The sequence below is a fragment of the Pseudoalteromonas sp. DY56-GL79 genome, from assembly GCF_041414765.1.
GTDB lineage: Bacteria > Pseudomonadota > Gammaproteobacteria > Enterobacterales > Alteromonadaceae > Pseudoalteromonas > Pseudoalteromonas piscicida.
Map to the genome: position 1 here is coordinate 1 of NZ_JANHZS010000043.1, position 21,002 is coordinate 21,002.

At 41.9% G+C, this 21,002-nt stretch carries 21 protein-coding genes; 12 read left to right on the forward strand and 9 right to left on the reverse strand.

Features of this window, described 5'->3' with window-relative positions; all coding sequences use genetic code 11:
• On the reverse strand, positions 1–492 hold a 492-nt coding region (locus NO992_RS22675), incomplete at its 3' end, for a GrpB family protein (RefSeq protein ID WP_371380647.1).
• A gap of 429 nt (positions 493–921) precedes the next feature.
• On the opposite strand from NO992_RS22675, the gene NO992_RS22680 reads away from it, so the two are divergent.
• Complete coding sequence (locus tag NO992_RS22680) at positions 922–3,213, forward strand: AAA family ATPase (protein WP_371380649.1); 2,292 nt, start codon at positions 922–924, stop codon at positions 3,211–3,213.
• Positions 3,214–3,440: 227 nt separating this feature from the next.
• Here NO992_RS22680 and NO992_RS22685 read toward each other — a convergent pair whose 3' ends face one another.
• The 4 genes from NO992_RS22685 to NO992_RS22700 all read right to left on the reverse strand — a co-directional run bounded on the left by NO992_RS22685 (position 3,441) and on the right by NO992_RS22700 (position 6,359).
• Positions 3,441–3,905: a GNAT family N-acetyltransferase gene (locus NO992_RS22685; protein ID WP_371380651.1), complete on the reverse strand. Its 465-nt coding sequence runs from the start codon at positions 3,903–3,905 to the stop codon at positions 3,441–3,443.
• A 63-nt stretch (positions 3,906–3,968) separates the two neighbouring features.
• On the reverse strand, positions 3,969–4,439 hold the full coding sequence (locus tag NO992_RS22690) for an energy transducer TonB (RefSeq protein ID WP_222243925.1): 471 nt from the start codon (positions 4,437–4,439) through the stop codon (positions 3,969–3,971).
• Positions 4,440–4,581: 142 nt separating this feature from the next.
• Positions 4,582–5,109: a GNAT family N-acetyltransferase gene (locus NO992_RS22695; protein WP_371380654.1), complete on the reverse strand. Its 528-nt coding sequence runs from the start codon at positions 5,107–5,109 to the stop codon at positions 4,582–4,584.
• Between the two features lie 83 nt (positions 5,110–5,192).
• On the reverse strand, positions 5,193–6,359 hold the full coding sequence (locus tag NO992_RS22700) for an MFS transporter (protein WP_371380656.1): 1,167 nt from the start codon (positions 6,357–6,359) through the stop codon (positions 5,193–5,195).
• A gap of 100 nt (positions 6,360–6,459) precedes the next feature.
• Between NO992_RS22700 and NO992_RS22705 the strand changes: the two genes are divergently transcribed.
• Together NO992_RS22705 and NO992_RS22710 are read left to right on the forward strand one after the other, a co-directional pair.
• On the forward strand, positions 6,460–7,347 hold the full coding sequence (locus NO992_RS22705) for a LysR family transcriptional regulator (RefSeq protein ID WP_371380658.1): 888 nt from the start codon (positions 6,460–6,462) through the stop codon (positions 7,345–7,347).
• A gap of 166 nt (positions 7,348–7,513) precedes the next feature.
• Positions 7,514–9,805, forward strand: a complete 2,292-nt coding sequence (locus NO992_RS22710) for an InlB B-repeat-containing protein (protein WP_371380660.1) — start codon at positions 7,514–7,516, stop codon at positions 9,803–9,805.
• A gap of 331 nt (positions 9,806–10,136) precedes the next feature.
• On the opposite strand, the gene NO992_RS22715 is transcribed toward NO992_RS22710, so the two are convergent.
• Positions 10,137–10,775, reverse strand: coding sequence for a LysE family translocator (locus tag NO992_RS22715; protein ID WP_253107326.1), 639 nt, complete (start codon positions 10,773–10,775; stop codon positions 10,137–10,139).
• A gap of 93 nt (positions 10,776–10,868) precedes the next feature.
• Between NO992_RS22715 and NO992_RS22720 the strand changes: the two genes are divergently transcribed.
• The 3 genes from NO992_RS22720 to NO992_RS22730 all read left to right on the forward strand — a co-directional run bounded on the left by NO992_RS22720 (position 10,869) and on the right by NO992_RS22730 (position 14,317).
• On the forward strand, positions 10,869–11,735 hold the full coding sequence (locus NO992_RS22720; protein ID WP_017217590.1) for a LysR family transcriptional regulator: 867 nt from the start codon (positions 10,869–10,871) through the stop codon (positions 11,733–11,735).
• Positions 11,736–12,326: 591 nt separating this feature from the next.
• The gene (locus NO992_RS22725) at positions 12,327–13,466 is read left to right on the forward strand and encodes a S8 family serine peptidase (RefSeq protein ID WP_069022850.1); all 1,140 of its coding nucleotides are present in this window, start codon (positions 12,327–12,329) and stop codon (positions 13,464–13,466) included.
• A gap of 161 nt (positions 13,467–13,627) precedes the next feature.
• On the forward strand, positions 13,628–14,317 hold the full coding sequence (locus NO992_RS22730) for a hypothetical protein (RefSeq protein WP_371380663.1): 690 nt from the start codon (positions 13,628–13,630) through the stop codon (positions 14,315–14,317).
• Positions 14,318–14,376: 59 nt separating this feature from the next.
• Here NO992_RS22730 and NO992_RS22735 read toward each other — a convergent pair whose 3' ends face one another.
• The 3 genes from NO992_RS22735 to NO992_RS22745 are packed head-to-tail and all read right to left on the reverse strand — an operon-like array spanning position 14,377 to position 16,566.
• Positions 14,377–14,781 (reverse strand): lysozyme inhibitor LprI family protein, encoded by a 405-nt coding sequence (locus NO992_RS22735; protein WP_045963202.1) that lies wholly within the window; start codon positions 14,779–14,781, stop codon positions 14,377–14,379.
• Between the two features lie 17 nt (positions 14,782–14,798).
• A complete protein-coding gene (locus tag NO992_RS22740; RefSeq protein WP_305777065.1) occupies positions 14,799–15,116 on the reverse strand; it encodes a hypothetical protein in 318 nt (105 codons plus the stop codon).
• Positions 15,109–16,566 (reverse strand): PLP-dependent aminotransferase family protein, encoded by a 1,458-nt coding sequence (locus tag NO992_RS22745; RefSeq protein ID WP_371380665.1) that lies wholly within the window; start codon positions 16,564–16,566, stop codon positions 15,109–15,111. Before NO992_RS22745 ends, NO992_RS22740 begins: the two co-directional genes overlap by 8 nt.
• 96 nt (positions 16,567–16,662) lie before the next feature.
• Between NO992_RS22745 and NO992_RS22750 the strand changes: the two genes are divergently transcribed.
• From NO992_RS22750 to NO992_RS22775, 6 genes are all read left to right on the forward strand, one after another.
• Positions 16,663–17,238, forward strand: coding sequence for a GNAT family N-acetyltransferase (locus NO992_RS22750; protein ID WP_371380667.1), 576 nt, complete (start codon positions 16,663–16,665; stop codon positions 17,236–17,238).
• Complete coding sequence (locus NO992_RS22755; protein ID WP_371380669.1) at positions 17,235–17,816, forward strand: FMN-binding negative transcriptional regulator; 582 nt, start codon at positions 17,235–17,237, stop codon at positions 17,814–17,816. The genes NO992_RS22750 and NO992_RS22755 overlap by 4 nt, the downstream gene beginning before the upstream one ends.
• A gap of 148 nt (positions 17,817–17,964) precedes the next feature.
• The gene (locus tag NO992_RS22760; RefSeq protein WP_371380671.1) at positions 17,965–18,429 is read left to right on the forward strand and encodes a hypothetical protein; all 465 of its coding nucleotides are present in this window, start codon (positions 17,965–17,967) and stop codon (positions 18,427–18,429) included.
• 246 nt (positions 18,430–18,675) lie between these two features.
• Positions 18,676–19,689, forward strand: a complete 1,014-nt coding sequence (locus NO992_RS22765; RefSeq protein WP_371380673.1) for a DUF5924 family protein — start codon at positions 18,676–18,678, stop codon at positions 19,687–19,689.
• Positions 19,690–19,781: 92 nt separating this feature from the next.
• The gene (locus NO992_RS22770; protein WP_371380675.1) at positions 19,782–20,225 is read left to right on the forward strand and encodes a DUF2000 domain-containing protein; all 444 of its coding nucleotides are present in this window, start codon (positions 19,782–19,784) and stop codon (positions 20,223–20,225) included.
• A 52-nt stretch (positions 20,226–20,277) separates the two neighbouring features.
• Entirely contained in the window at positions 20,278–20,835 is a 558-nt protein-coding gene (locus NO992_RS22775) for a hypothetical protein (protein WP_045963190.1), read from the forward strand.
• Positions 20,836–21,002: the final 167 nt, after the last annotated feature.

The window sequence follows — 21,002 nt, forward strand, 5'->3', positions numbered from 1 at the left end:
AGCCCAGCCCCAGTGCGATATCGACAGCTTACTGCCCTGGCATGTTAGCCTCCAGGTGTAGTTCGCCGTACGCTTACGCTTTAACACACAGTACTCAGCTCTTAAATCTGATGATGCTCTTAGTTTTTCCCTAAAAGAAATACGCTCTTGCCAAAGTCGGCTGTTGAAAGGAACAAGGTGTAAGTGATGGGTTCTAAACTCAGGCGTTGGTTTGCAAAACCAGTGCATTACGTCAGCTTTATAAGGGTAATAACAATAACCGTATTGAGTGAGCACTTGGATGGCTTCTTTTGACGCTATTAGCGACTTAACCCCCACCATAATATCTATCACAGGCTTAGCAACCATACCAACCACCGCTGTACTACCCACATGCTCAATACCTCCTTCAATCCAAGGGCATAGCAAAGGCGCTAACCTTAGCTTTTCATCTTGGAACATCCGTGGCCAATCTTGATTATATTTAGAAAGTGAAATAGCTTGGTCTGCCATTGGAAGGAGGATCCCATAGTTGCGTCAGGTTCGGTTTGGAACAGTATACAGCTAAAGCAAAGCTATAATCTTCACTACCACTTAAACGCCGCGATAAATGCACTATTGAAGTACGGCCTAACACTGACATCCACCATAATTTGTATTTATGTTATGGTGGGTGTCTGCTATCTGCACATACCTAGCGGTCGTTCAGCCAACTCATTCCTGCCCCAAAATGAGTTAATGCAAATACTCTAAAAATCTGTTTTGAGAGATAACCAGACATTGAGGTTGGTTTAAAATAAGAGCTAAGTGATTTCCAAATTGTGTATTTCGCGCATATATTAAATAAATGAACGTGATATCAGCAGCTAGATGTGCGCGTCGCGCTCTGTAAAATTGTTATACGCCAATTGAACACCGCGTCACTTCTAGAGCTAGGATGTTATGTCAATAAAAAGCATACAAAAACTAAAACACTTTGGTATCTATCAAGACCACACAAATGCCAATGCTAAAGATTTTGGGAAGTACAACCTGTTTTATGGTTGGAATGGAAGTGGTAAGTCTACGCTTTCTAGATTGTTTAGGTGTATCGAAAATAAAGCCACTTCAAGTAAATTTCCTTCTTCGGAATTCTCGGTAAGCGTAGGCAACGGAACGCATATCACACAAGCGAACGTGGGAAATTCTGACCTGAACATATATACCTTCAACCATGATTTTATTGACGAAAACATTTCATGGGATAGCGTAGTAAAAAGCATATTGCTTGTCGATAAAGAAAAAATAGAAGAGCGTGAAAAGTTAGAAAAGCTAAAAAAAGAACAGGAAGCGGATACTAAAGCACACAGTAAAGAAGCTGAGGAAATAAGAAAACTCGAAGGTGCTATTTCAAAGTTTGGAACTGATAGTGCACGACACATGAAAAGTAGTCTTCAGTCAATTGATACTACAGACCGTTACTATCTTAATTACGACAAACGGAAATTTGAAAAATTTATTACCGAAAATCTCGAAGCATGCAAGTCAGGTGCCCCGCTTCTTGATGATCAAAAAATTGTTGAATTGACCAACTCGGCTAAGCCAGATCAGAAGTCACCGATTACCTTTAACAAACATGCCATTAACCAAGGAACATTCAACAAAGCTAAAGAACGTCTTGATGATCTGTTGAAAACAAGCATTGCCAGCCAAGCTATTCAGCGGCTTGTTGATCATAATGATATAAAATCTTGGATTGAAACTGGTCTTGAGCTTCATAGGCACCACGGTACAAATCAGTGTGAATTTTGTGGCAACACCATCACCGAAGAGCGCACCAAACAGCTTGAAGCCCACTTTAATAACGACTACAAAGCCTTTCAAGCCCGTCTTGAAAGTGCTGATGGCTGGCTTTCCGGCCAATATATTCAATCCCCAATGCTACCTTCTGTAAGTGATTTTTATGACGAATTTAAAAAGGGTTTCAGCGAAGCATGTACTGCGTTGGAAAAAGCGATCACAGACCTGAACGAAGAAATAACGATTTGGCACAATGTATTAAAAGATAAAAAAGCTAACCCACTTGAAACTAGTCTAACGATTGAAGTTATCAGTGAGTCATCTGTGAAGGCGTTCAACGAAGCCATGACCGCTATATGTGCGGCTATTAACAAGCACAATCACAAGTCAGCGAATTTTAAAGAAGAAACTGACAAGGCTAAAAGACAGCTAGAACTTCACTATTCTACTGTTGAAGTAAAGTCATTCGGTTATCATGACAAGAAAAATGAAGTGGTTGAGCGAACAGCCGTAAATGGAACTCTAAAAACAAAAATTAATACTAGAAACACAGAAATCCGAAGACTTGAAGATTCACTATCAAATGAAGGCTTGGGTGCTGATCAGTTTAATGAATCGCTTCATAAATTTCTTGGGCGCAGCGAATTGACCCTTCGATTCAATCCGGTTAAAAAAGGGTATGCAATACTTCGGAACGATTCTGAACAGGTTGACGGTAATTTAAGTGAAGGTGAAAAGACAGCTATTGCTTTTGTCTACTTCATAACCAAGTTGAAAGAAAATGATAACAAAATTGAAGATACTATTGTTGTTGTAGATGACCCGATTTCAAGTTTCGATTCCAATCACCTTTTCCATGCGTACTCATTTATGAAAGTGAACTGTGAAAAAGCAAAGCAACTGTTTGTCCTTACCCACAACTTCACGTTCTTCAAGTTGGTTCGTGATTGGATCTCACGGAAGAATAAACGTGATAATCAGAATATTGCAAATTTCTATGTTATTAAAGCGAACAACGAAGTACCACGAGCTTCAACTTATACAAACGCCGAATCAGCATTAACCTTATATAATTCAGAATATCATTACATTTTTTCTCGGCTGAATTCGTTAAAAAATCTACAAACGCTTGAAACGGACGATCATTTTCTTGCCGCCAATTTATCCCGAAAACTACTTGAATCCTTCTTGTCATTCAAATTTCCAAAGAACCGGGGGAATTTCGCTAACTTGTTTAATGCGGCTATTTCAGCAAGTCAGAACCCGGAAGACGAAGGGAAGGAAAAGATTAGAAAGTTTATCAATGAATACTCACATAACGACCTTATTGAAACCAATGAAGACTTTGTTGAAAACCTGATTGGTGAAGGCGTTTCAGTCATTTCAGATATTTTTGACTGGATAAATGAACTGGACGAAAAGCACTATCAGGAAATGATGGAGGTCGTATCATGAGTAGGAATGCGTGTGACAAAGTACTGTTTTCGAAAAATTTTATGCAAAATTCATCTAGTGCATCCGACGACCTAAAACGTTTATGTCCAAATACGAGTTGGATAAGCGTCCGTGATCGCAGTTGGATTTAAGGCGATAAGTTGCTGTTGAACGGTCCAGTTTGGCACATATAAAACTGTGGGATTTTATTAAGCCTTTTACCCGAGCTTATAATCTAGCTTATTTAACTAAACTACTGTTTTGCTCATCACTACCACATCAACGCCTCGGTAATTGACGTTTTCGAGCGGTTGCCAGCCGAGTTTTCGATATAACCCGCCCTCAGGATGCTCTGTTTGTAAATATAACGTTTTAACACCGAATTTAATGGCTAACCGCTCCGCTTCTGTCACTAAGCGTGAAGCCAACTGCTTTCCACGATAGGGCTTGTCCACATAAACGCCACCAATCCAGTGCTCTTTATCTGTGTAGATGCTCATTTCATGAAATTTAAGCTGCACGACTCCTGCGATTGTGTCGCCATCAAGTGCAACGATTACACAAGGAATGGCTGACTCGTTAAGGTAGTCTAAAAGCTTTTGCTCAAAACGCTCTACAGAAGCCTCTTCAACAATGCTCCCCCACTCGTCAAAGTACCACTTAGCAATAATTGGTATCAGCGCTTTGTGCTGCGCTAAAAGTTCAAATTCCATTTTAATTGCCTCAAATCATAAAAGCGCGGATACGTTCGCGCGCTATTCAGTAAAACGCTACGCTTAACGCCCCGGAATGGAGGTGAATTTACAGTTTCGCTTTGCTTCATCCAAATTTTTTTGCCCTTGAATTACAAAATAATCAAGCTTCGCATCGATTAATATAGCCTGACGCGCAGGGTTGTTATCATCGGGGATCCAACGCCACTTTTTAATAGCCTGAAGTGCGCTGATATCAAAAACGCCCTCGGGATAACTGCTGGTGATTTTATAGCTTCCCACTCTCCCATCTGGGGTTATACCTAACGTCAAAGAAACACATCCCGATATCCCATCTTTGGCCGCCTCTATTGGATATATGGGTTCTATCCGGCGTTTTTGAATCCAATAACCATCCGCTTGAGTTTTGATGGGTAAATGTCGCATATCTACATAGCGAATATGTTTTAGCTCTTCAGCTGTTAACGGCACAGAAGTGTTACTAGTTTGACATCCAGAGAGTAGCAGCAACGCCAGAACGGTTATTCTTTTCATGTCACATTTAATCCTTTAAAATCAAGCACTGTAATTAGTTCCCTTTTATAGGTCAAGCTTCATAAACTCAAGTTAATTTCCATTTAACTGGAAGTTTAGAGCTAACTCATTGTTTTAAAAGCACCTTAAATTAATTCCTTATCTAGCAACTCAGGTTATTTAATTGATAGATATAGATATCGTGCTTTTCACTGCCTATATCCAAAAAGGCTTTTAAACGAGTTTTGCGTTTCATCCCTAACTTCAGCATCAACCGCTGCGATTGTTGATTGCCTACAGCGCATATGGCCTGAATTGTATCTACAGAGAGACTTTGAAAAGCCTCCTTTATCAGTGCTGTTGCGGCTTCTTCCCCATAACCCTTGCCAATTTCGGCCTCAGCTAATCGGAAGCCAATCTCACCGACTCGTTTTCCTGCATCGACATATTTAAAAACGAGTTCACCAATAAGTTGAGCTTGTGGCTTTTTAACGATCGCAAGGATCAAACTCTCATCGACCCCACCTTTCCAAGGTTGGCAAGCTTGAATTAGCCTCTCTTTTGCCGATTCGAACGTGGCAGGCGCACCGATATATTTTGACGTATTTGGGTTTTTCCGATGGCCGTAAACCGCATCTAAGTCGTCCATTGTCATTCGCCTTATGGATAAACGTTCTGTTTCAAACTGCATTGTTATTTTTCCCTACCGTAAGATCACATACATAGTCATCAGTCTCATAGATAAACGCTATGTAGCAGAAACTCTGCATTCTATTACTCTTTACAAACTGGCATAAAGACAGTGCGTAAATGCCGCCAGGTTATAAACAGTAACAGCGCACAACCAAAAACGAGTGCCGCAAGTGACTCAACGCCACTCAGTAGCCATCGGTTGACTAACCAAGCCACGCAAGAAAAAAATAACAGCTCAACCGCGCCGACTAGCGCATTTGCTGTTCCTGCTTTCTCTGGATGTAAAACGCCAATAAGGTGCATGTAACTTGGAAAATAAGCGCCAAATACAAACATAATCGCAGCATAAGCAAGCAAAACAGCAAGCGCACTACCACTTGCAAATAGCAGCAATAACACGCTGACAACTAATGCAGGCCAAGTCCAAATCACGATATCTAAATAAGCGCGCTTACGCTGCAATACCTTAGTTAAAATTGACCCTATGAGTAAGCCAAACATGGGGATCATCATCGCCTGACCTATTGCATTGGCTTCCAAGCCAAACTGCCTTGCCAATAAAAATGGCAGATACAGTTGAATGGTGAGATACAAAAAAGTAGGCAACCACTTGAGCGACGCGAGGGAAATAAACGAGCGGTTTAACAATAGACTTTGATATTCATTAAAGAGCGCTTTTGGCCTCAGCGACATAGTAATTTTACTGCTCTGCTGCATAGTTTTATAGCCATAAACCAGTATCAAAATATAATAAGCAAACGCAAACCATGACATCCCCTGCCACCCTACCCAGCCAGATAACACCCCAGCCAAGAATGGACTACAAATCGCAGTAACACTCACCGACATTGATAGCGTCGCCATCGCGCTTTTAAGTTCACTACCTGATAATCTAGCAGCAAGAAGCGTTCTACCAATTAACACCGGCGACGCAGCACCAATGCCTTGCAACACTCGACCGATAAAAAATACCTCGGCGCTAGATGCAGTCGAACAAAAAACCGTCCCTAACAGCAAAATACCCAGCCCACTAAAAAATAAAGGTCTATCACCAAACTTATCTCGTAGCGGCCCAACCAGCAGTTGCGCAGCTCCTAGTGTAGTGAAATAGCTAATTACTGCTGCTTGTCCTTGACTAGGCGTAAGCTGTAAGGAATCCGTGATATTAGGTAAAACAGGAATGTAAATTTGGCTTGCGATTTGAGAGCAAGACATCAGCAAAACAGCTAAAAACACAACTTGAAACACGTCAACCCCCTTGAATTTACTGAGGATGATTTTATCGAGCTTTTAATATCCAAAAAACAAGGTAATAATAAAAACACTTATTCTTGCTAGGAAATAATTAATGGATTGGCTAACCGGAGTGCGGAGTTTTAGCAAAGTTGTAGAGTTTGGCAGTTTTACTCGTGCCGCAGATGAAGAAGGTGTTTCAGCATCTGCAGTGAGCAAGCGAATTGACTGGTTAGAACAACAGCTTGGCTTAACGCTATTTATTCGTACTACTCGCCAAGTCAATCTCACTGAGGCTGGGGAGCACTTTTTACCGAAGGCTTCTCTATGGCTAGCGCAGTTTGAATGTTTAACTGATCACGGACAAGCACTGAATCAAGCGCCATCTGGTAGCTTAAAGATCGCTTCAACACTCGCGGTAGGCAGCACCATTTTAATGCCAAATATCGCCTCATTTTTAGCCAAATATCCCAAATTAAAAATTCATCTTAATGTCATCGCCCCTGGCGCGCACCCAGATCTTACTCACGATTTAGTGATCACACGCTACTATGAAGCGTTTGACTCAGCCTCTCATAAAGGCAGCCGACTCATTGATTATCAAATGCAGATCTTTGGTGCTCCTCACTATCTCAAACAACATGAGCCTATCAAGTCCCTTGATGATCTGCGCCAACATAAAATGTTGTTAAGCAGTTATTACCACAAACTAGGCGGGATTATTTTAGAAAATGGCGATGTCTTCCAGTTTGACAACTATAACTTTGTCTCTGATCAACTTGACGCTATGCTGACAGCTGCAGTACAAGGTTTGGGACTGGTATTTATTGCGCCTAGCTATGTGAAAAGAGAACTCGACCAAGGTTTACTTATACCAGTATTGCCTGAAGTAAAATCTGAAACAAAACAATTATGGGCGTATTATCCCAAGACAAACTACACCCCCTATAAAACCCAGCTTTTTATCGAACATCTAAAAAATCACCTTAACTCAACAGAGTAGGGAAAACTGGCTTACACATTTGTTCACAATTTAAGTACAAAAAATCCTCTAAAGATTTAGATCCATATGGTAATTTAGGCTGTTTACTCAATTTTGTAGTGCTAAACGGTACTAATCGAGTATTTCGCTAAATAGTGCTATACGCAATAACTTTAAAGGACTAACAATGAGTTTTAATCTCTTTAAGAAAACCACACTGGCAACGCTAGTCTCTGGGCTAGCAGCAATGAATGTACAAGCAAGCCAACCGCTTAGTTTAGATACCATCACTAACCCAAAAATAAACTGTGACACAAAAATTGAATTATTGATGGCAAATGCAGCTAATGGCGCAAGTGACAATTTGTTGCCCGCCGAGTCTATGTTGGATGTACTCAATACCCACTGCTTCCAAGAACAAAAAACTACAACTGAAACCGAACGAACCCCACCAGAGTTAAGATCAATCCACTTGACCTCCAACTCAGTTAACGTCAACGACGGTGACAAAACCGTTGATATTACATTAAGGTTTTATGATGAAAGCGGTGTAAAAGGCACACGCGTTTATTTATCGCCTCCGACAGGATTTAGTTGGGGTGACAATAAATCAGCTGCCGCCGCGAATTGGCAGAAAACAGACGAGCCGGGGGTTTACGAAAGTAAGGTCAGTTTCACTTTTACCGATGCCGACGTTAATGGTAAATGGTTTTTAACCCTAGGTCATATACTTGACGTAAACAACGCTGTCCGATTTTGGCTACGCGAGAGTGAAATTGAAGCTGCGGGCTTTAACCCACATATCATCGTCGCGAATGATAAAGTCTCTGAGGGCGTTAACCCTGAAATAAAATCTATTACGATTTCAGACACTGAAGTTAATGTAAATACAGGCGATAAAACGGTTAATATAGCCGTAGAAGCTTATGACCAATCAACAATGTCTAAAGGTGTAATTAGGGTTTCGCCACCTAGCCAGTATAAATCACTTGCGATAAAACAGGCTGAGTCATCTGATTGGCAAGAAACGGATGTCGAAGGAGTTTATCGTTCGAATTACTCTTTTACCTTTACCAATAAAGATCTACCAGGTGAATGGTTTGTTGCCTCTGCGATGCTCACTGATAGCAATGGAAATATGGGCGCTTACAATCGAGGCCACTTTAATCAGCTCGGTCTACCTTCCGTTATTACGGTTAAAAATCAAACCGAACTAGATATTGTGCCACCAAGTATCGACCATATTGCTTTCTCATCAAACCAGCTAAACTCAACGAATGGTGAGCAAAACGTTACTTTAACCGTCACGGCTTCAGATATATCTGGCATCGCCAAAGGTTACTATTCTCTCAGGGCACCGGAAGGCTCCGAGGCAAAAGATAAACTCTTCACCATAGAACAGTGGCAACAAGGCAGTGATCAGAATGCGTTTGTTGGCACTACAAGCCTAAATTTCAGCAATGATGACTTGCAAAAAGGTCAAGGTGTCTGGCAGTTAGATGCCAACATTCAAATAGATTCTGCGGGCATTTATAGCCAAGGAGCGAAAGCCCGAGAATTAACAACGTTAGGCGCCACGCCTTATATCTTTGTTGATGAAGAGCAGATCAGTGAAATCTCAGTGAAGAATATAACGGGAGCAACACAGGTAAAAACCGGAGTAAGCAACCAAGTTACGCTAGAAATAACTGAAAACACATTGTCCAGTTTACCACGCCTATTTGATCTTTACCTCGATGCTGACACCGCAATCAAATTGGATTTCCATTCTATAGATCAAGGATATACAGTTAACTGCATCGACCAAAGTAACAGTCGCTTATGTAGTTTTTCTGGCGCGTCTGATATTAAGTCAGTCCAAGTTTCGTTTACTGTAACGCCTAGCGAAGCTGGCGTGTTCGCACCCACTGTTCGCTTTTCGTCAGAAGCCCCTGAATTAGACTACACAGACAACAAAGTCGCATTTCAGGTAACAGGCTATGAACCACAGCAATTTAGTGTCGTGTTTAAGAACTGGGATGGAAGCGTGCTTTCTACTCAAACTATTGAAGAAAATAGTGCAGCAACGGCTCCTCAAGTTCCGCCCCGAGAAGGTTATACATTTACTGGCTGGAATACAGACTTTAATGATGTCAATCAAGATCTTACCATTACGGCACAATTTGAGATTAACAAGTATCAAGTGAAGTTTGTGGATTGGAATGACACCGTCATCAAAGCAGCAGAAGTTGCTCATGGACAAGCAGCAACGCCGCCCACTGAGCCAAAACGAGATGGTTATACATTTACCGGTTGGGATCTAGCTTTTGACCAAGTCACCAGTGAGCTGGTTGTAAAAGCACAGTACAAAGCGAACTCAACGCCAACGACGACCGATAAGGAAGATAAAGGCGGTTCAGGTGGTGCGTTCGGCTACTTGTTTATTCTACTGAGTAGCGTCATGGTTGCAATTAGACGCAGAACATTACGCTCGCGCTAACTGGAAAACATCTTAAGGGAAGAATAGACTCAACCAAGTAGCCGATTGAGTCTATTCTATTTAGCTATAGCAGTGTGATTACCAAGAGATACTGACGGTATAAGTACCAAGCGATTTTGACGTAATCACACTATCAATGTTACCTTCATTCTACAAAGCGGCCGTTCATCCAACCATTTCTGGCCCATTTTAATTTAACGTAATTACTCAATAGCAGATCGTAGTATAGAAATCACAGTACATTTCCTTATGACTGATAGCTATGGAGTGGTGTTTGAAAGCTCACCAACTTTTTTCGTTTCTTTGTTCAGCGTGGCATGGAAGCTTTGCTTTACGAGCTTGTTGAGTTCGTGAACGCTAGAGTTGCCCCAAAGGCTACAAGTCCGACACCGCAGGTTTGATTAACTCTGTTTCCAACTCTTTGAAAAACAGATAATACTTTTTCAGAAGTGACAAGAAATGCGATCAAACAGAACCACAAGATATGTAATACAGAAATGTATAGCCCATAAATCAACGCAAAGTATGAACTATTATCATTGTGCGGGGAGATAAGCTGACTAAATATACTTAGAAAAAACAGCATTGTCTTTGGATTCAGCATATTACAAAGAAAACCCTGTGTAAAATATTTGCGTGCGTTGTCATTCTGCAGCGATATCGATACAGTCTTGCAATCAAATTTAAGTTTTGAACAAAAGATGCCTGTAATCCCTAAGTAAATCAAGTAGGCTGAACCCGCGTATTTAATCATGCTAAACAATATTATGTTCTGTGATAATAAGTGACCAATTCCCAATATTGAGTAAGTAATATGAATACAGACACCTATCCCGATACCAAGTCCGGTCAATAACCCGGCTTTCCTTCCATTGTTAATACTGTTTTTTAACACCAAAACAAAGTCAGCGCCGGGACTTACAACGATTAACAATCCCAAAACTATATAGCTTGTTATCTCCACATTCATTCTCTAATATTGTCGATTTAGGATTATTGTAAGTATTTTTTTAGCCAGATATAATCGAAAAAAACGCATAAATTATGTGAGAAAAAATCACAGATGAGACACCTTAAAGCCTTTCATGTTTTTCATATCGCCGCAGAGTCTTCCAGCTATAGTGTGACGGCAGATAAGCTTCACATAACTCATGGAGCAGTGAGTAAGCAGATTAAATTATTAGAAACTTACCTTTCTCTGCCACTGTTTTACAAAAAAGGCCGGGGAATGGTGCTTACCCCAGATGGAGAGTTACTTAAGCAATATACCAATGTGGCTTTTGATGCATTAGATCAAGGTATTATTAAGTTAAGAAGTACCAAAAATAATTATCTTGAAATATCATGCGAGCCTACATTAACCATGCGCTGGCTTATGCCCAGACTTTCGGACTATTACAACCTATCTGGAACTGATATAAGGTTATCTACTGCTGGGGGCCCTATCACGCTAGGAGAAGCTGGCTTGTCGATGGCAATTCGTCGAGATGACTTTGATATACCCTCAGATTATGTAGTACAAAAGTTAGTTGAAGAATGGGTCGGTCCTGTTTGTTCTAAAGAGTACTGGAATAAGGTTCAACATGATTATTCGAATATAACCCTGCTTCACAGTAAGACACGCCCAAGCGCATGGAACAATTGGTTGATGAAATCAAACAATGGAATTCATCTAAACAAGTCTAATCAATCATTTGATCATTTTTACTTCTGTCTACAGGCAGCCGCAGATGGACTTGGAGCTGCAATTGGCTCATACCCTCTAGTTGCAGATGATTTGACTAATGGAAGGCTGGTTGCACCTTTCGGCTTTATTTTATCGGGGCATAATTACGTATTACTGCGGCAATCAAGCGAATTAGGAACGAAAGAGGAGCACTTTCAGCATTGGCTTAAAAATAAGCTTTCTAAGTGTGTACCTGACAATTAGGAGTTTTCCATCTTCGATTCAGACAGAGCAGGCTAAGGTGCTTGCGCGACTGCGCTTGTCTGCTGTAACCAACCTTTCTTGCAAAGAGCCCTTTAATCGCACTATTTTCTAGGCTGGCTTCAGCATACATTTTTTGAGCTTAAGGTTTTCTTCTACAAGCTTTTTAACATCAGAAGCCTTCGTAACACCATACTTCTACTTCCAGTTGTAAAACATACCATTGCTAATGCCGTGTTTACGACATACGCCCTCACTTTCATAACTGAGTCAGCTTCTTTTAGCACAGCAATGATCTTTGATTCGGTAAACGTGATTTTTTTATAAATTAGTCTCCGCTTTAATGATTGCAGAAAACTCCAATTATGGATGTCTCATTTTATAGAAAGGTGACAATACAACACTCCAATACAGCGCATAAACTCAACTTGATTGGATAAGTTAAAATCAAAATACTACTCATTTATGCACCTAAATAGGAAAAAGTAGATATTTTTTTCGTTCCACCTTTGACAATTATTAATATACAGCTAACTTTGTTGCCAACCTGTTTCAAAGGTTAATTTTAAAATAATTATAAATAGAAACAATAAGATGAAAAAAACACTACTTACTTTGTCTATCATGTCGACGTTTGGTGCTACTACAGTTTTTGCACAAGATGCAACGTATCAAGGCGCAGCCGTGGATGCGGAAATTGCGAATACCTGCATCGTGCGTTTTAAAGATGATGTTTCAAAGTTTGATGTTGAAGGTAAAGCGCGTGGCATGGTCGCAAAAGCGAATGCACAAGCGAAACATGTCTATAAAAACACCATTAAAGGCATGGCCGTGAACATGAGCTGTGACAAAGCTAAATCTGCGTTTGCAGGAAATAGCGATGTGATGCGCTTTACTCCCGATGGTAAAGTGTATGCAAGCCCAGCAAAGGCAAAGGGAAAACCAGGTGGTGGTAGTAACCCACAAACAACACCTTGGAGTGTAACGCGTGTTGGTGGTCCTGTGAATGGCAACGGTTATACCGCTTGGGTTATTGATACTGGTATCGACTTAGATCATCAAGATTTGAACGTTGACGCAAGCCGCGGTTTCTCTGCATTTTCTAGCGGTAGAAATGCAGGCATGGACGACGGCAACGGCCACGGCACACACGTTGCGGGTACGATTGGCGCGCTCGATAACGATATTGATGTAGTGGGTGTTGCAGCTGGCACCACTGTAGTTCCAGTAAAAGTGTTAGATGCTCGCGGCTCAGGCAGCTGGTCAGGTGTTTTAGCTGGTGTCGATCACGTTGCGGTCAATGCAAGTCCTGGCGACTGCGCAAATATGAGCTTGGGTGGCGGCTTCAACCAAGAACTAAATGATGCTGTTGAAAGCGCAGCTCAACAATCTGGTGCTTTCTTTGTGGTAGCCGCTGGTAACGAAAGCCAGCATGCGGCAAATGTATCTCCAGCTAGTGCTTCACACAACCGCGTATTCACTATTTCAGCGACCGACTCAAATGACCGTTTTGCAAGCTTTTCAAATTATGGCAACCCACCTGTAGACTATGCAGCTCCTGGTGTTGGCATTTTATCACTTAAAAATGGTGGCGGAACAACGACGATGTCAGGCACTTCAATGGCTTCACCTGCCGCCTGTGCTGTGATCATGATGCGAAATGGTAACCCTGGTACTGATGGTAAAGCATCAAACGATCCTGATGGCAATGCAGATAGCATCGTTCATCTTTAATATAGCTTAGAGAGCACCTAATGGTGCTCTTCTCCTCTCCCGAGTCTCCTTCCCTGCTCAATAAACTATTGTTACAAATAAACACGCCCTATTCTGGAGCTGATGCTTAGTATGTTGCTAAACTGAGCACAACAATAACAATCAAATTTACTGGAATCGCTATGTCATTACAAAAATGGGGAGGCGTCGCCGCACTCACAGAAGCCGCGACTTATTTATTTGGCTTTGTATTATTTTTTGGGGTTTTGGACTCAAGTGAGCACAATACGCCAGCGCTTTATCTAGATTTCTTTGTGCAAAATCGCGATACCTTTTTTCTTGGTTATATCGTAATTGGGATTATTTTCAGTTTTGCCCTGATTGTGTTGGTGCAAGCAATTCATCAACGCTTTAACACAATGTCACCTGACTGGATGAAGTTTGCAAGCGTTGTTGGCTATATTTGGGCGGCGATTGTCCTTGCCAGTACTATGATTTTTTTAACCAGCATTGAAGCGATTGCAAAATTTTATGAGATGGATCCTTCGCTTGCATTAACAGTCAATCGCACCATTTCGATAGTGGTAGATGCACTTGGCGGTGGCATTGAATTGGTTGGCGCAATTTGGGTGCTTACAATCAGTTGCGTCGGTCTCAAGCATAAAATATTTAGTCCACTGCTACATTATTGGGGTTTGCTTGTGAGTCTAGCTGGGATTTTAACTTTATTTTCAGGTTTATCTTACCTTGCCAAAAACCCATTTTTTGAGGTTACTACGGCTATATTTGGTCTTGGACAAATCCTATGGTTTATAGGATTAGGCGTGATGCTATTGAGGAATAAGACACCATCAGAGGTTGCTCCCGACTAAGTTAAGGCACAACCACTGCTGGAATAATATCCCCAAAAGTGATCGCCAAAGCCACGCGTTTACTCAGGTTCTGGTAATACTGGTGGAGTGCTATCCATATAAGTCAAAAAGTTAGCCCAAAGTGTATGGGTTCTGGTTTTAACTAATTCCTTACGACACTCGAGCGCCATCACACCGCGAATAGTGCCTTCTCGCCATTGGGTATATACCGCGCCACAGTGTGCATCGAGGTAGCTTTGCCACGCCAACTGCGAGGCTTTTATCGCTTCCACCAGTTGCTCATCAAAAGCATTATGTTCAAGGCTTTTTTGGTAGTAACGTTCAAGTGCTTCGGTTCGCGCGTTAAGCTCGCTCATTGCACACTCGTTGATGTCTATGGTTGAGATAGGGTTTTCACACACATCTCCTCCCGCCAACGCGATTTGGCAATTTAATAAAAACAATACAGCCGCAATTAGTTTCATGGTATTTCCTTTTGCGTTTAACCTTTAATGAGTTTCAACATATTACCGATGGAGTCGAGGTTAATTCCCCCCATCAGCTCTGGATTATTCAACGCGTAGAGGTAATCCTCTATTAAGGTGCAATCAATCTCGTCACGCAGTTCAACAAACCCAGCCCAATTTTCGAGGTCATCTTCGTCGATTTCACCGCTGAGATATTTTGCTAATACCACACTTAACATCGCCTTGCTGATAGCGAGCGATACTGCGCTGTTATCGCTCAATAGTATATCTAACGCCTGCGCTTTGTGTGGGCCGAATGTAACAAATTCGGCCAGTGCTTGTTGCTTATTCATGATTTTTCTCCAGCTCTGCGACCAAAGCAAATAACTCACTCAGCCCAGCTTGCTGTTGCTCGACTTCTTGCGCCGCAAAGCCTAAGCGAATATGACTTAAACTACTAGCCTTATCGAGAGTAAATTCAGGCTCACATTGTACGTAAATCCCTTTTTCAAGCGCTTTTTCAGATAATTTCGAGACGTCGCGTTTGCTGTTTACCCAATACGCCATACCGCCTTGTGGAATTTCAAAGTCGATATCTAACTTAGCTTTAAGCTCGCTTAGGTGCTGCGCCATCGCGTGATGGCGTACTTGATAGGATTTGGTCATGCGGCGTAAATGGCGCTCAAACCCGCCCTCTTCCATCCAGTAAGCCACAGCCAACTGGGTAAGCGCATCATTTTTGTGATTAAGTAGCTGCTTACGTGCTACCAATTGCGCAAGCACATCTGTCCGCGCACTCATATAGCCCACACGAGCACCGGCAAACATGATTTTTGAGAAGGTAGAGATATAAATCACAATACCACTTGGATCGCTTGCCGCCATAGGCTGTAACGGTGGGCAGAGATAATGAAACTCATGGTCGTAATCGTCTTCAAGAATAAACACGCCATACTGCTGGCACAGCTGATAAATCGCCATTCGCCTCGGTACGGATAACGTGACCGTCGTAGGGTATTGATGCAGCGGTGTTAAATACAGCAGCTTCACCTTGTTTTGTTCAAGGCAGCGCGCCAAGGCCTCCACTTTAATACCTTCTGCGTCTTGGGCTAATGCAAAAACTTCAGCGCCCGCATTGGTAAAGGCGTGCCGAGCAGGTGGATAACCAAGCATCTCGATGGCAACACCATCACCTGGATTAATAAATGCATTTGCCACCAAAGAAAGCGCTTCTTGGGAGCCATTACAAATCAGTAAATCATCACATACTAGTCCCCTTGCTCGGCGCAAATAAGCCTGAATTTGGGATTTCAGTAACTCGCACCCCGCAATGTCTGAATAGTGAAAGTGACTGACATTGGTTTTGCGACACGCCTTTACCAAAAACCGCTTAAACTCATCATAGGGAAAGGCATGAAGATCTGGTAAGCCCCCTGCAAAACTATAGCGGTAGGCCGTACGCTTAGTGCTGCTTACTGGAGTCAGTGTTTTAGCAAATTGCGGCACGATTTGTGGTGTAGAAGGCACTTTAGTGTCTATCTGTTGGCTACTGAAAATAGGTAGTTCAGTATTGACTCGATAGCCGCTACGCTCTTTGACCACCAGCCAGCCTTCAGCTACCAAGTTTTGTAGCGCATTCATCACCGTATGCCGATTCATACCATGTAACTCAGCCAGCTTTCGGGCCGAAGGAAGTTTGTCACCGGGTGTGAGTTTACCCTCAGTAATGGCGCAGCGTAAAACATCTGCTAAGCGTTTATGTTTAGCATCTTGAGACTGTGTTTTTGGGCTAATAGAAATCAAAACTGGTCTAATTAAATTATTAAATCTGGTTGTTTTATATCAACCAAAATCAGCGCAATATGCAAGCATTAAAAACACAGAATGAATGGAATATTGATGCTTTCAAAACAAACACTAGAATCCAATCGCGTTAAGCTCACCCCACTTGAAGCCGCGCATTTACCTGAGTTATTGGCTCGAGGCAAAAAAGCCGAGATCTGGAAATGGGTATTTAACAATTATTGTCGCGATCAAAAAACAATAGAGCAATGGTTTTACGGTTCAGCGCAGTTTGACGAAAGCGAACAACTTGTTGTTGCAATCATCGATAAAGACTCAGGTAAACTGGCTGGTAATAGCCGCTTGTTTAGACTTGATAAACTCAACCTAAGTGCCGAGATCGGCCATACTTTTATTGGTACTGAATTTCAACGCACGCATGTTAATACCCACGCCAAATACCTGTTGCTCAAATATGCCTTTGAGGCGATTGGACTGGTACGTGTGCAATTTCAAACGCATGAATTTAACCATAAGTCTCGTAATGCCATCGCACGTCTCGGTGCCCATTTTGAAGGATTGTCGTTAAAAGATAGGCGCCTGCCCGACGGAAGTTACCGTAATACAGCACGATTCGCCATCACCGACGCGATGTGGCCTGAAGTGAAAGCGAGGTTGGAGGAAAAGTTATGAGCTACCCTAGAAACTACTACGTTGAAAGCAATCCAAACATACTCAGATCTGTGATCACAAAACACCCGCTGGCCACGCTGACGGTGATACAGGAAGGCAAGATAAACACCGTTTTTGTACCGCTAACATTAAGTGATGATCATGCTTATTTGCTCGGACACGCTACAAAAGATAACCCAATTTTCCACGCGGACGGTGTTATTCAAGCAGTTTTCCACTGTGAAGATCATTACCTCTCACCCGCGGTTATCCCTGACATTAAGCTCCCCACGTGGTTGTACGCAAATGTGATAGTTGAAGGTGAACTCGCGCTTATTGCTACTGATGATGAAAAATACGCGTCAATGCAAGCCCAAATAACGCATTTTGAGCAGTTTTCAAATAGTGATTGGCAGCTTGATAGCGTGCCTGCCAATCAACGCCAATCACTGTTTAACGCCATTAACTTTTTCAAGGTTAAAATCAATTCGATGCATGGCGCTTTTAAGTTAAGCCAAAACCAGTCGAGTGACATTCGCGCTAAAATCAAAACACATTTACAGCCGCTAAAACCTGCGATGTACAGCTTGCTTGTATAAATATAGTGACAAAAGTTTAATTTTTCGTTACCTTCCTCATGACGCAAGTCTACACGTCACGTTATCTTTCATTAAAGAGGCTTTGGACAAGAGCAAATTATGGAAGGTTTTAGCTACTTATTACAGACTTTATTTTAAGGAGAAAATAATGAAGGCATTACCTATTTTAGCATCACTGCTCATCCTCAGTGGTTGCGCAACAATAGATTATTCTAAAATAGAATTAAGCACTGCATCACTGTCCAATCTGGAAGTTGAAGAAATTGGCAACTTACAGCAACGAAAACATGAAATTAAGATTTCTTTCGATTACGCCATTGAGAATTTCAGTCCAGAAAACAAGCTATATATTTGCTCAGTTTTATTTGCCAACATCGATGGGACATCCGTAACTAGCTTCAAAGGTACGAGTCACCCTTGCATTCTTAACGATACGACTGGAAGCGTTTCTATTACTTGGCCTACGCCTGTAGATAAAAGCCTCAATGCACCTAAAATGGTACTTTCCAGGCTGAAATATCCAATCGAGTATTTCGTTACTATCCATCAAAAAACAGGTAAAGACTCAAGCGAATTGATTGGCAAGTCTGAAACACTAATCAGTAAACTATAAACCGCTAGACTGGGGTCAAAGCGCAACATGTCAACTCTGTACTCCAGCCAACCAATGTTTGCGTCAATGAAAAACACAGGTTGATAGACTTTGCGCTCACACTAAATATCTAGCGCATCTAAAATCAAGCGCTGAAAACCTCTCCTTGCGAATGCTAAACGTATGAATCTTTAGTACATTCAAGCTCATATTGCATTCATGATTAAGATGCTTCAATGGTAAAATCAGCAAGCAATTTCGATTTCCATGCGTTATTTCAAAAACCTAATAACAAAATTTATTTTGATGATGCAGAAGTGGCCGGGCCTGATGGCTGTGCTGGCTTTTTGTAGCGGTATCGCGAGCTTTATTTTAGTTGAACGGAAAGAGTCGTTTTCACAGATCATCGCTCTGCTTTTACTCACCAGTTGGCTGTGGCTTATTATTGATAACTGGCTTCGCGACCAAGTGGAGCAACGTTTTGGTATTGTGTTGTCACCCAACTTTATGCGCTTTGCCCTACAAATGGTGCAACAGGAAAGTCTATTCTTCGCACTACCTTTTTTCTTGGCTGCCACAACATGGAATCATCCACAGGCTGCATTTACCTGCTTAATTGCACTCTGCGCGTTTATCTCCGTTGTGGACCCGATATATTACAAAAAGCTAGCCCGGCACAATGTGCTGTTTATGGTATTCCATAATTTTGCCTTATTTGTTGTGATTTCAGTTACGCTTCCTATTTTACTTCATCTTACAACCGACCAAAGTATACAAATAGCGCTAGTCACCGCCATTATTCTTACCCTACCGAGTCTTGGCAATGTCATGCCACACGCAAGATGGTGGCGTTTTCCCTTATTGGCTCTGCTACTAAGTGCGCTTAGCACTGGCTTGTGGCAGCTACGTAGCTGGGTTCCCCCTGCGGCCTTAAGACTCACCGACATAGCACTGGCTTATGAGGTTGATAGGCAACAACGAAAGCCTATGAACAGTCTCCAACACCTCGATACCCATTCGCTTCACGAACAAGGCTTGTATAGTTGGAGCGCGGTAAAAGCACCACGGGGGCTAAACGAAAAAATCTTTCACGTATGGGTACACAACAAACAGGTGGTTGACCGAATCCCCTTAAATATTAGCGGTGGACGCGAGGAAGGCTATCGTGCTTGGAGCCATAAAACCAACTTTCCCGCCGACTCAACAGGTAAATGGGAGGTGCACGTTGTCACCAATTCAGGACAACTGATTGGCCTAACAAAATTTACTGTTTCTCTTTAGGAAGTTTTAAGGAATTACAATCAATTACCGAGGCGCGGTGATAGCGTTATTATGATATGGTTTAGCGCCTCTTTTTTAACTCAAGGAAGTCTATGACTGATTTTTCCGTTTTACCGGACGAAAACTCAAAACGATTTGTTGCTGTGCTCAATAAAAAAGTTGAACTTGGTCGGCTTTTTAATGCGCTTGGCCATATGACCGCTGGGCTCATTGACCAAATTGGTAATACTGATGAGCTCTGCTTTTTACCGTATCAAGACAAAGATGGTGGTATTCACCCTTCGATTTCGCACTACCCATTTATTGTGCTTAAAGCAGATAACAGTAATAAAATCAGAAAAGTGCGAGCAGAGCTTGTGGCTCGTAACATCCCTTTTACCGACTTTACAGATACCATGATTGTTGGCACATCCGAACAGCAAGTAAGTGCAACCGCTGAAACATCAGAACAAGACTTAGAGTACTTTGGCATTTGCATGTTTGGCGATAGCGCGGAGCTTAAAGAATTTACTGGGAAATTCAGCTTGTTTAAATAACCCGAGGCTTATTTTTGGTATTACTGATTTTGTTATAGTTTAGATTTAATTTATGAAACGATTTTCAAGTATTGCGTTGGTAATTGTTGTATTACTAGTCATCCTTAATATGAGTAATTTGCCTTGGGAGTTAAGATTTGCAGCTCCTCAGCATAATTACCTTTTCGTTATGATACTGGCCATCATCTTACCCGCTTCAGTGTTGTTGTGGTCGTTATGTCGACGCATCAAGTTACTCAAAGTGTCTGGCTTCTTAGTCGCTTTGGCAGCAGCAGTGCCGAGTTTCATCGTATTCATCTTTGCCGCTGGTGATTATTCCGAGATCAAACAAAGCGGCGTTGACAACTCCTTTGCCGAACTTAATCGACTGAATGTCAATGACGATAACTATGTGCTTTACCGAACCGACCGCGGAGCCACCACCTCATATGGTTTAGTTTTACGCTTAGAGCGAGAAATCGGATTTGGTATTCATGCAGTAAAGGTCGTTCACAGCAAATACAAAGCCGCAGAAGGTCAGCTGGAGTTGCTTTCTGAGAGCCAAATAAAAATGCAGATCCAGCCTTATGATACGCAAGACCAAATGGAAGTGGTGGTGTTAGATATTTAAAATACTTTCTATCTCTATTGCGTGAAATACATGATAAAAGCAACAAGATCGCTGTGTCAAACAGCTCCTACTGCGTAGCGTAAATACGCGTGTAGGAGATGTATGGACTCCTCCCCCTTAACGGGAGAGTACGGTATAAAGATATTGCAAAACACTTTTACCAAATA

Bases quoted from the DNA above. Each gene is read 5' to 3' on its own strand.
- NO992_RS22680 (WP_371380649.1), top strand. From the start codon at position 922: ATGTCAATAAAAAGCATACAAAAACTAAAACACTTTGGTATCTATCAA.
- NO992_RS22685 (WP_371380651.1), bottom strand. From the start codon at position 3,905: ATGGAATTTGAACTTTTAGCGCAGCACAAAGCGCTGATACCAATTATT.
- NO992_RS22690 (WP_222243925.1), bottom strand. From the start codon at position 4,439: ATGAAAAGAATAACCGTTCTGGCGTTGCTGCTACTCTCTGGATGTCAA.
- NO992_RS22695 (WP_371380654.1), bottom strand. From the start codon at position 5,109: ATGCAGTTTGAAACAGAACGTTTATCCATAAGGCGAATGACAATGGAC.
- NO992_RS22705 (WP_371380658.1), top strand. From the start codon at position 6,460: ATGGATTGGCTAACCGGAGTGCGGAGTTTTAGCAAAGTTGTAGAGTTT.
- NO992_RS22710 (WP_371380660.1), top strand. From the start codon at position 7,514: ATGAGTTTTAATCTCTTTAAGAAAACCACACTGGCAACGCTAGTCTCT.
- NO992_RS22715 (WP_253107326.1), bottom strand. From the start codon at position 10,775: ATGAATGTGGAGATAACAAGCTATATAGTTTTGGGATTGTTAATCGTT.
- NO992_RS22720 (WP_017217590.1), top strand. From the start codon at position 10,869: ATGAGACACCTTAAAGCCTTTCATGTTTTTCATATCGCCGCAGAGTCT.
- NO992_RS22725 (WP_069022850.1), top strand. From the start codon at position 12,327: ATGAAAAAAACACTACTTACTTTGTCTATCATGTCGACGTTTGGTGCT.
- NO992_RS22730 (WP_371380663.1), top strand. From the start codon at position 13,628: ATGTCATTACAAAAATGGGGAGGCGTCGCCGCACTCACAGAAGCCGCG.
- NO992_RS22735 (WP_045963202.1), bottom strand. From the start codon at position 14,781: ATGAAACTAATTGCGGCTGTATTGTTTTTATTAAATTGCCAAATCGCG.
- NO992_RS22740 (WP_305777065.1), bottom strand. From the start codon at position 15,116: ATGAATAAGCAACAAGCACTGGCCGAATTTGTTACATTCGGCCCACAC.
- NO992_RS22750 (WP_371380667.1), top strand. From the start codon at position 16,663: ATGCTTTCAAAACAAACACTAGAATCCAATCGCGTTAAGCTCACCCCA.
- NO992_RS22755 (WP_371380669.1), top strand. From the start codon at position 17,235: ATGAGCTACCCTAGAAACTACTACGTTGAAAGCAATCCAAACATACTC.
- NO992_RS22760 (WP_371380671.1), top strand. From the start codon at position 17,965: ATGAAGGCATTACCTATTTTAGCATCACTGCTCATCCTCAGTGGTTGC.
- NO992_RS22765 (WP_371380673.1), top strand. From the start codon at position 18,676: ATGCGTTATTTCAAAAACCTAATAACAAAATTTATTTTGATGATGCAG.
- NO992_RS22770 (WP_371380675.1), top strand. From the start codon at position 19,782: ATGACTGATTTTTCCGTTTTACCGGACGAAAACTCAAAACGATTTGTT.
- NO992_RS22775 (WP_045963190.1), top strand. From the start codon at position 20,278: ATGAAACGATTTTCAAGTATTGCGTTGGTAATTGTTGTATTACTAGTC.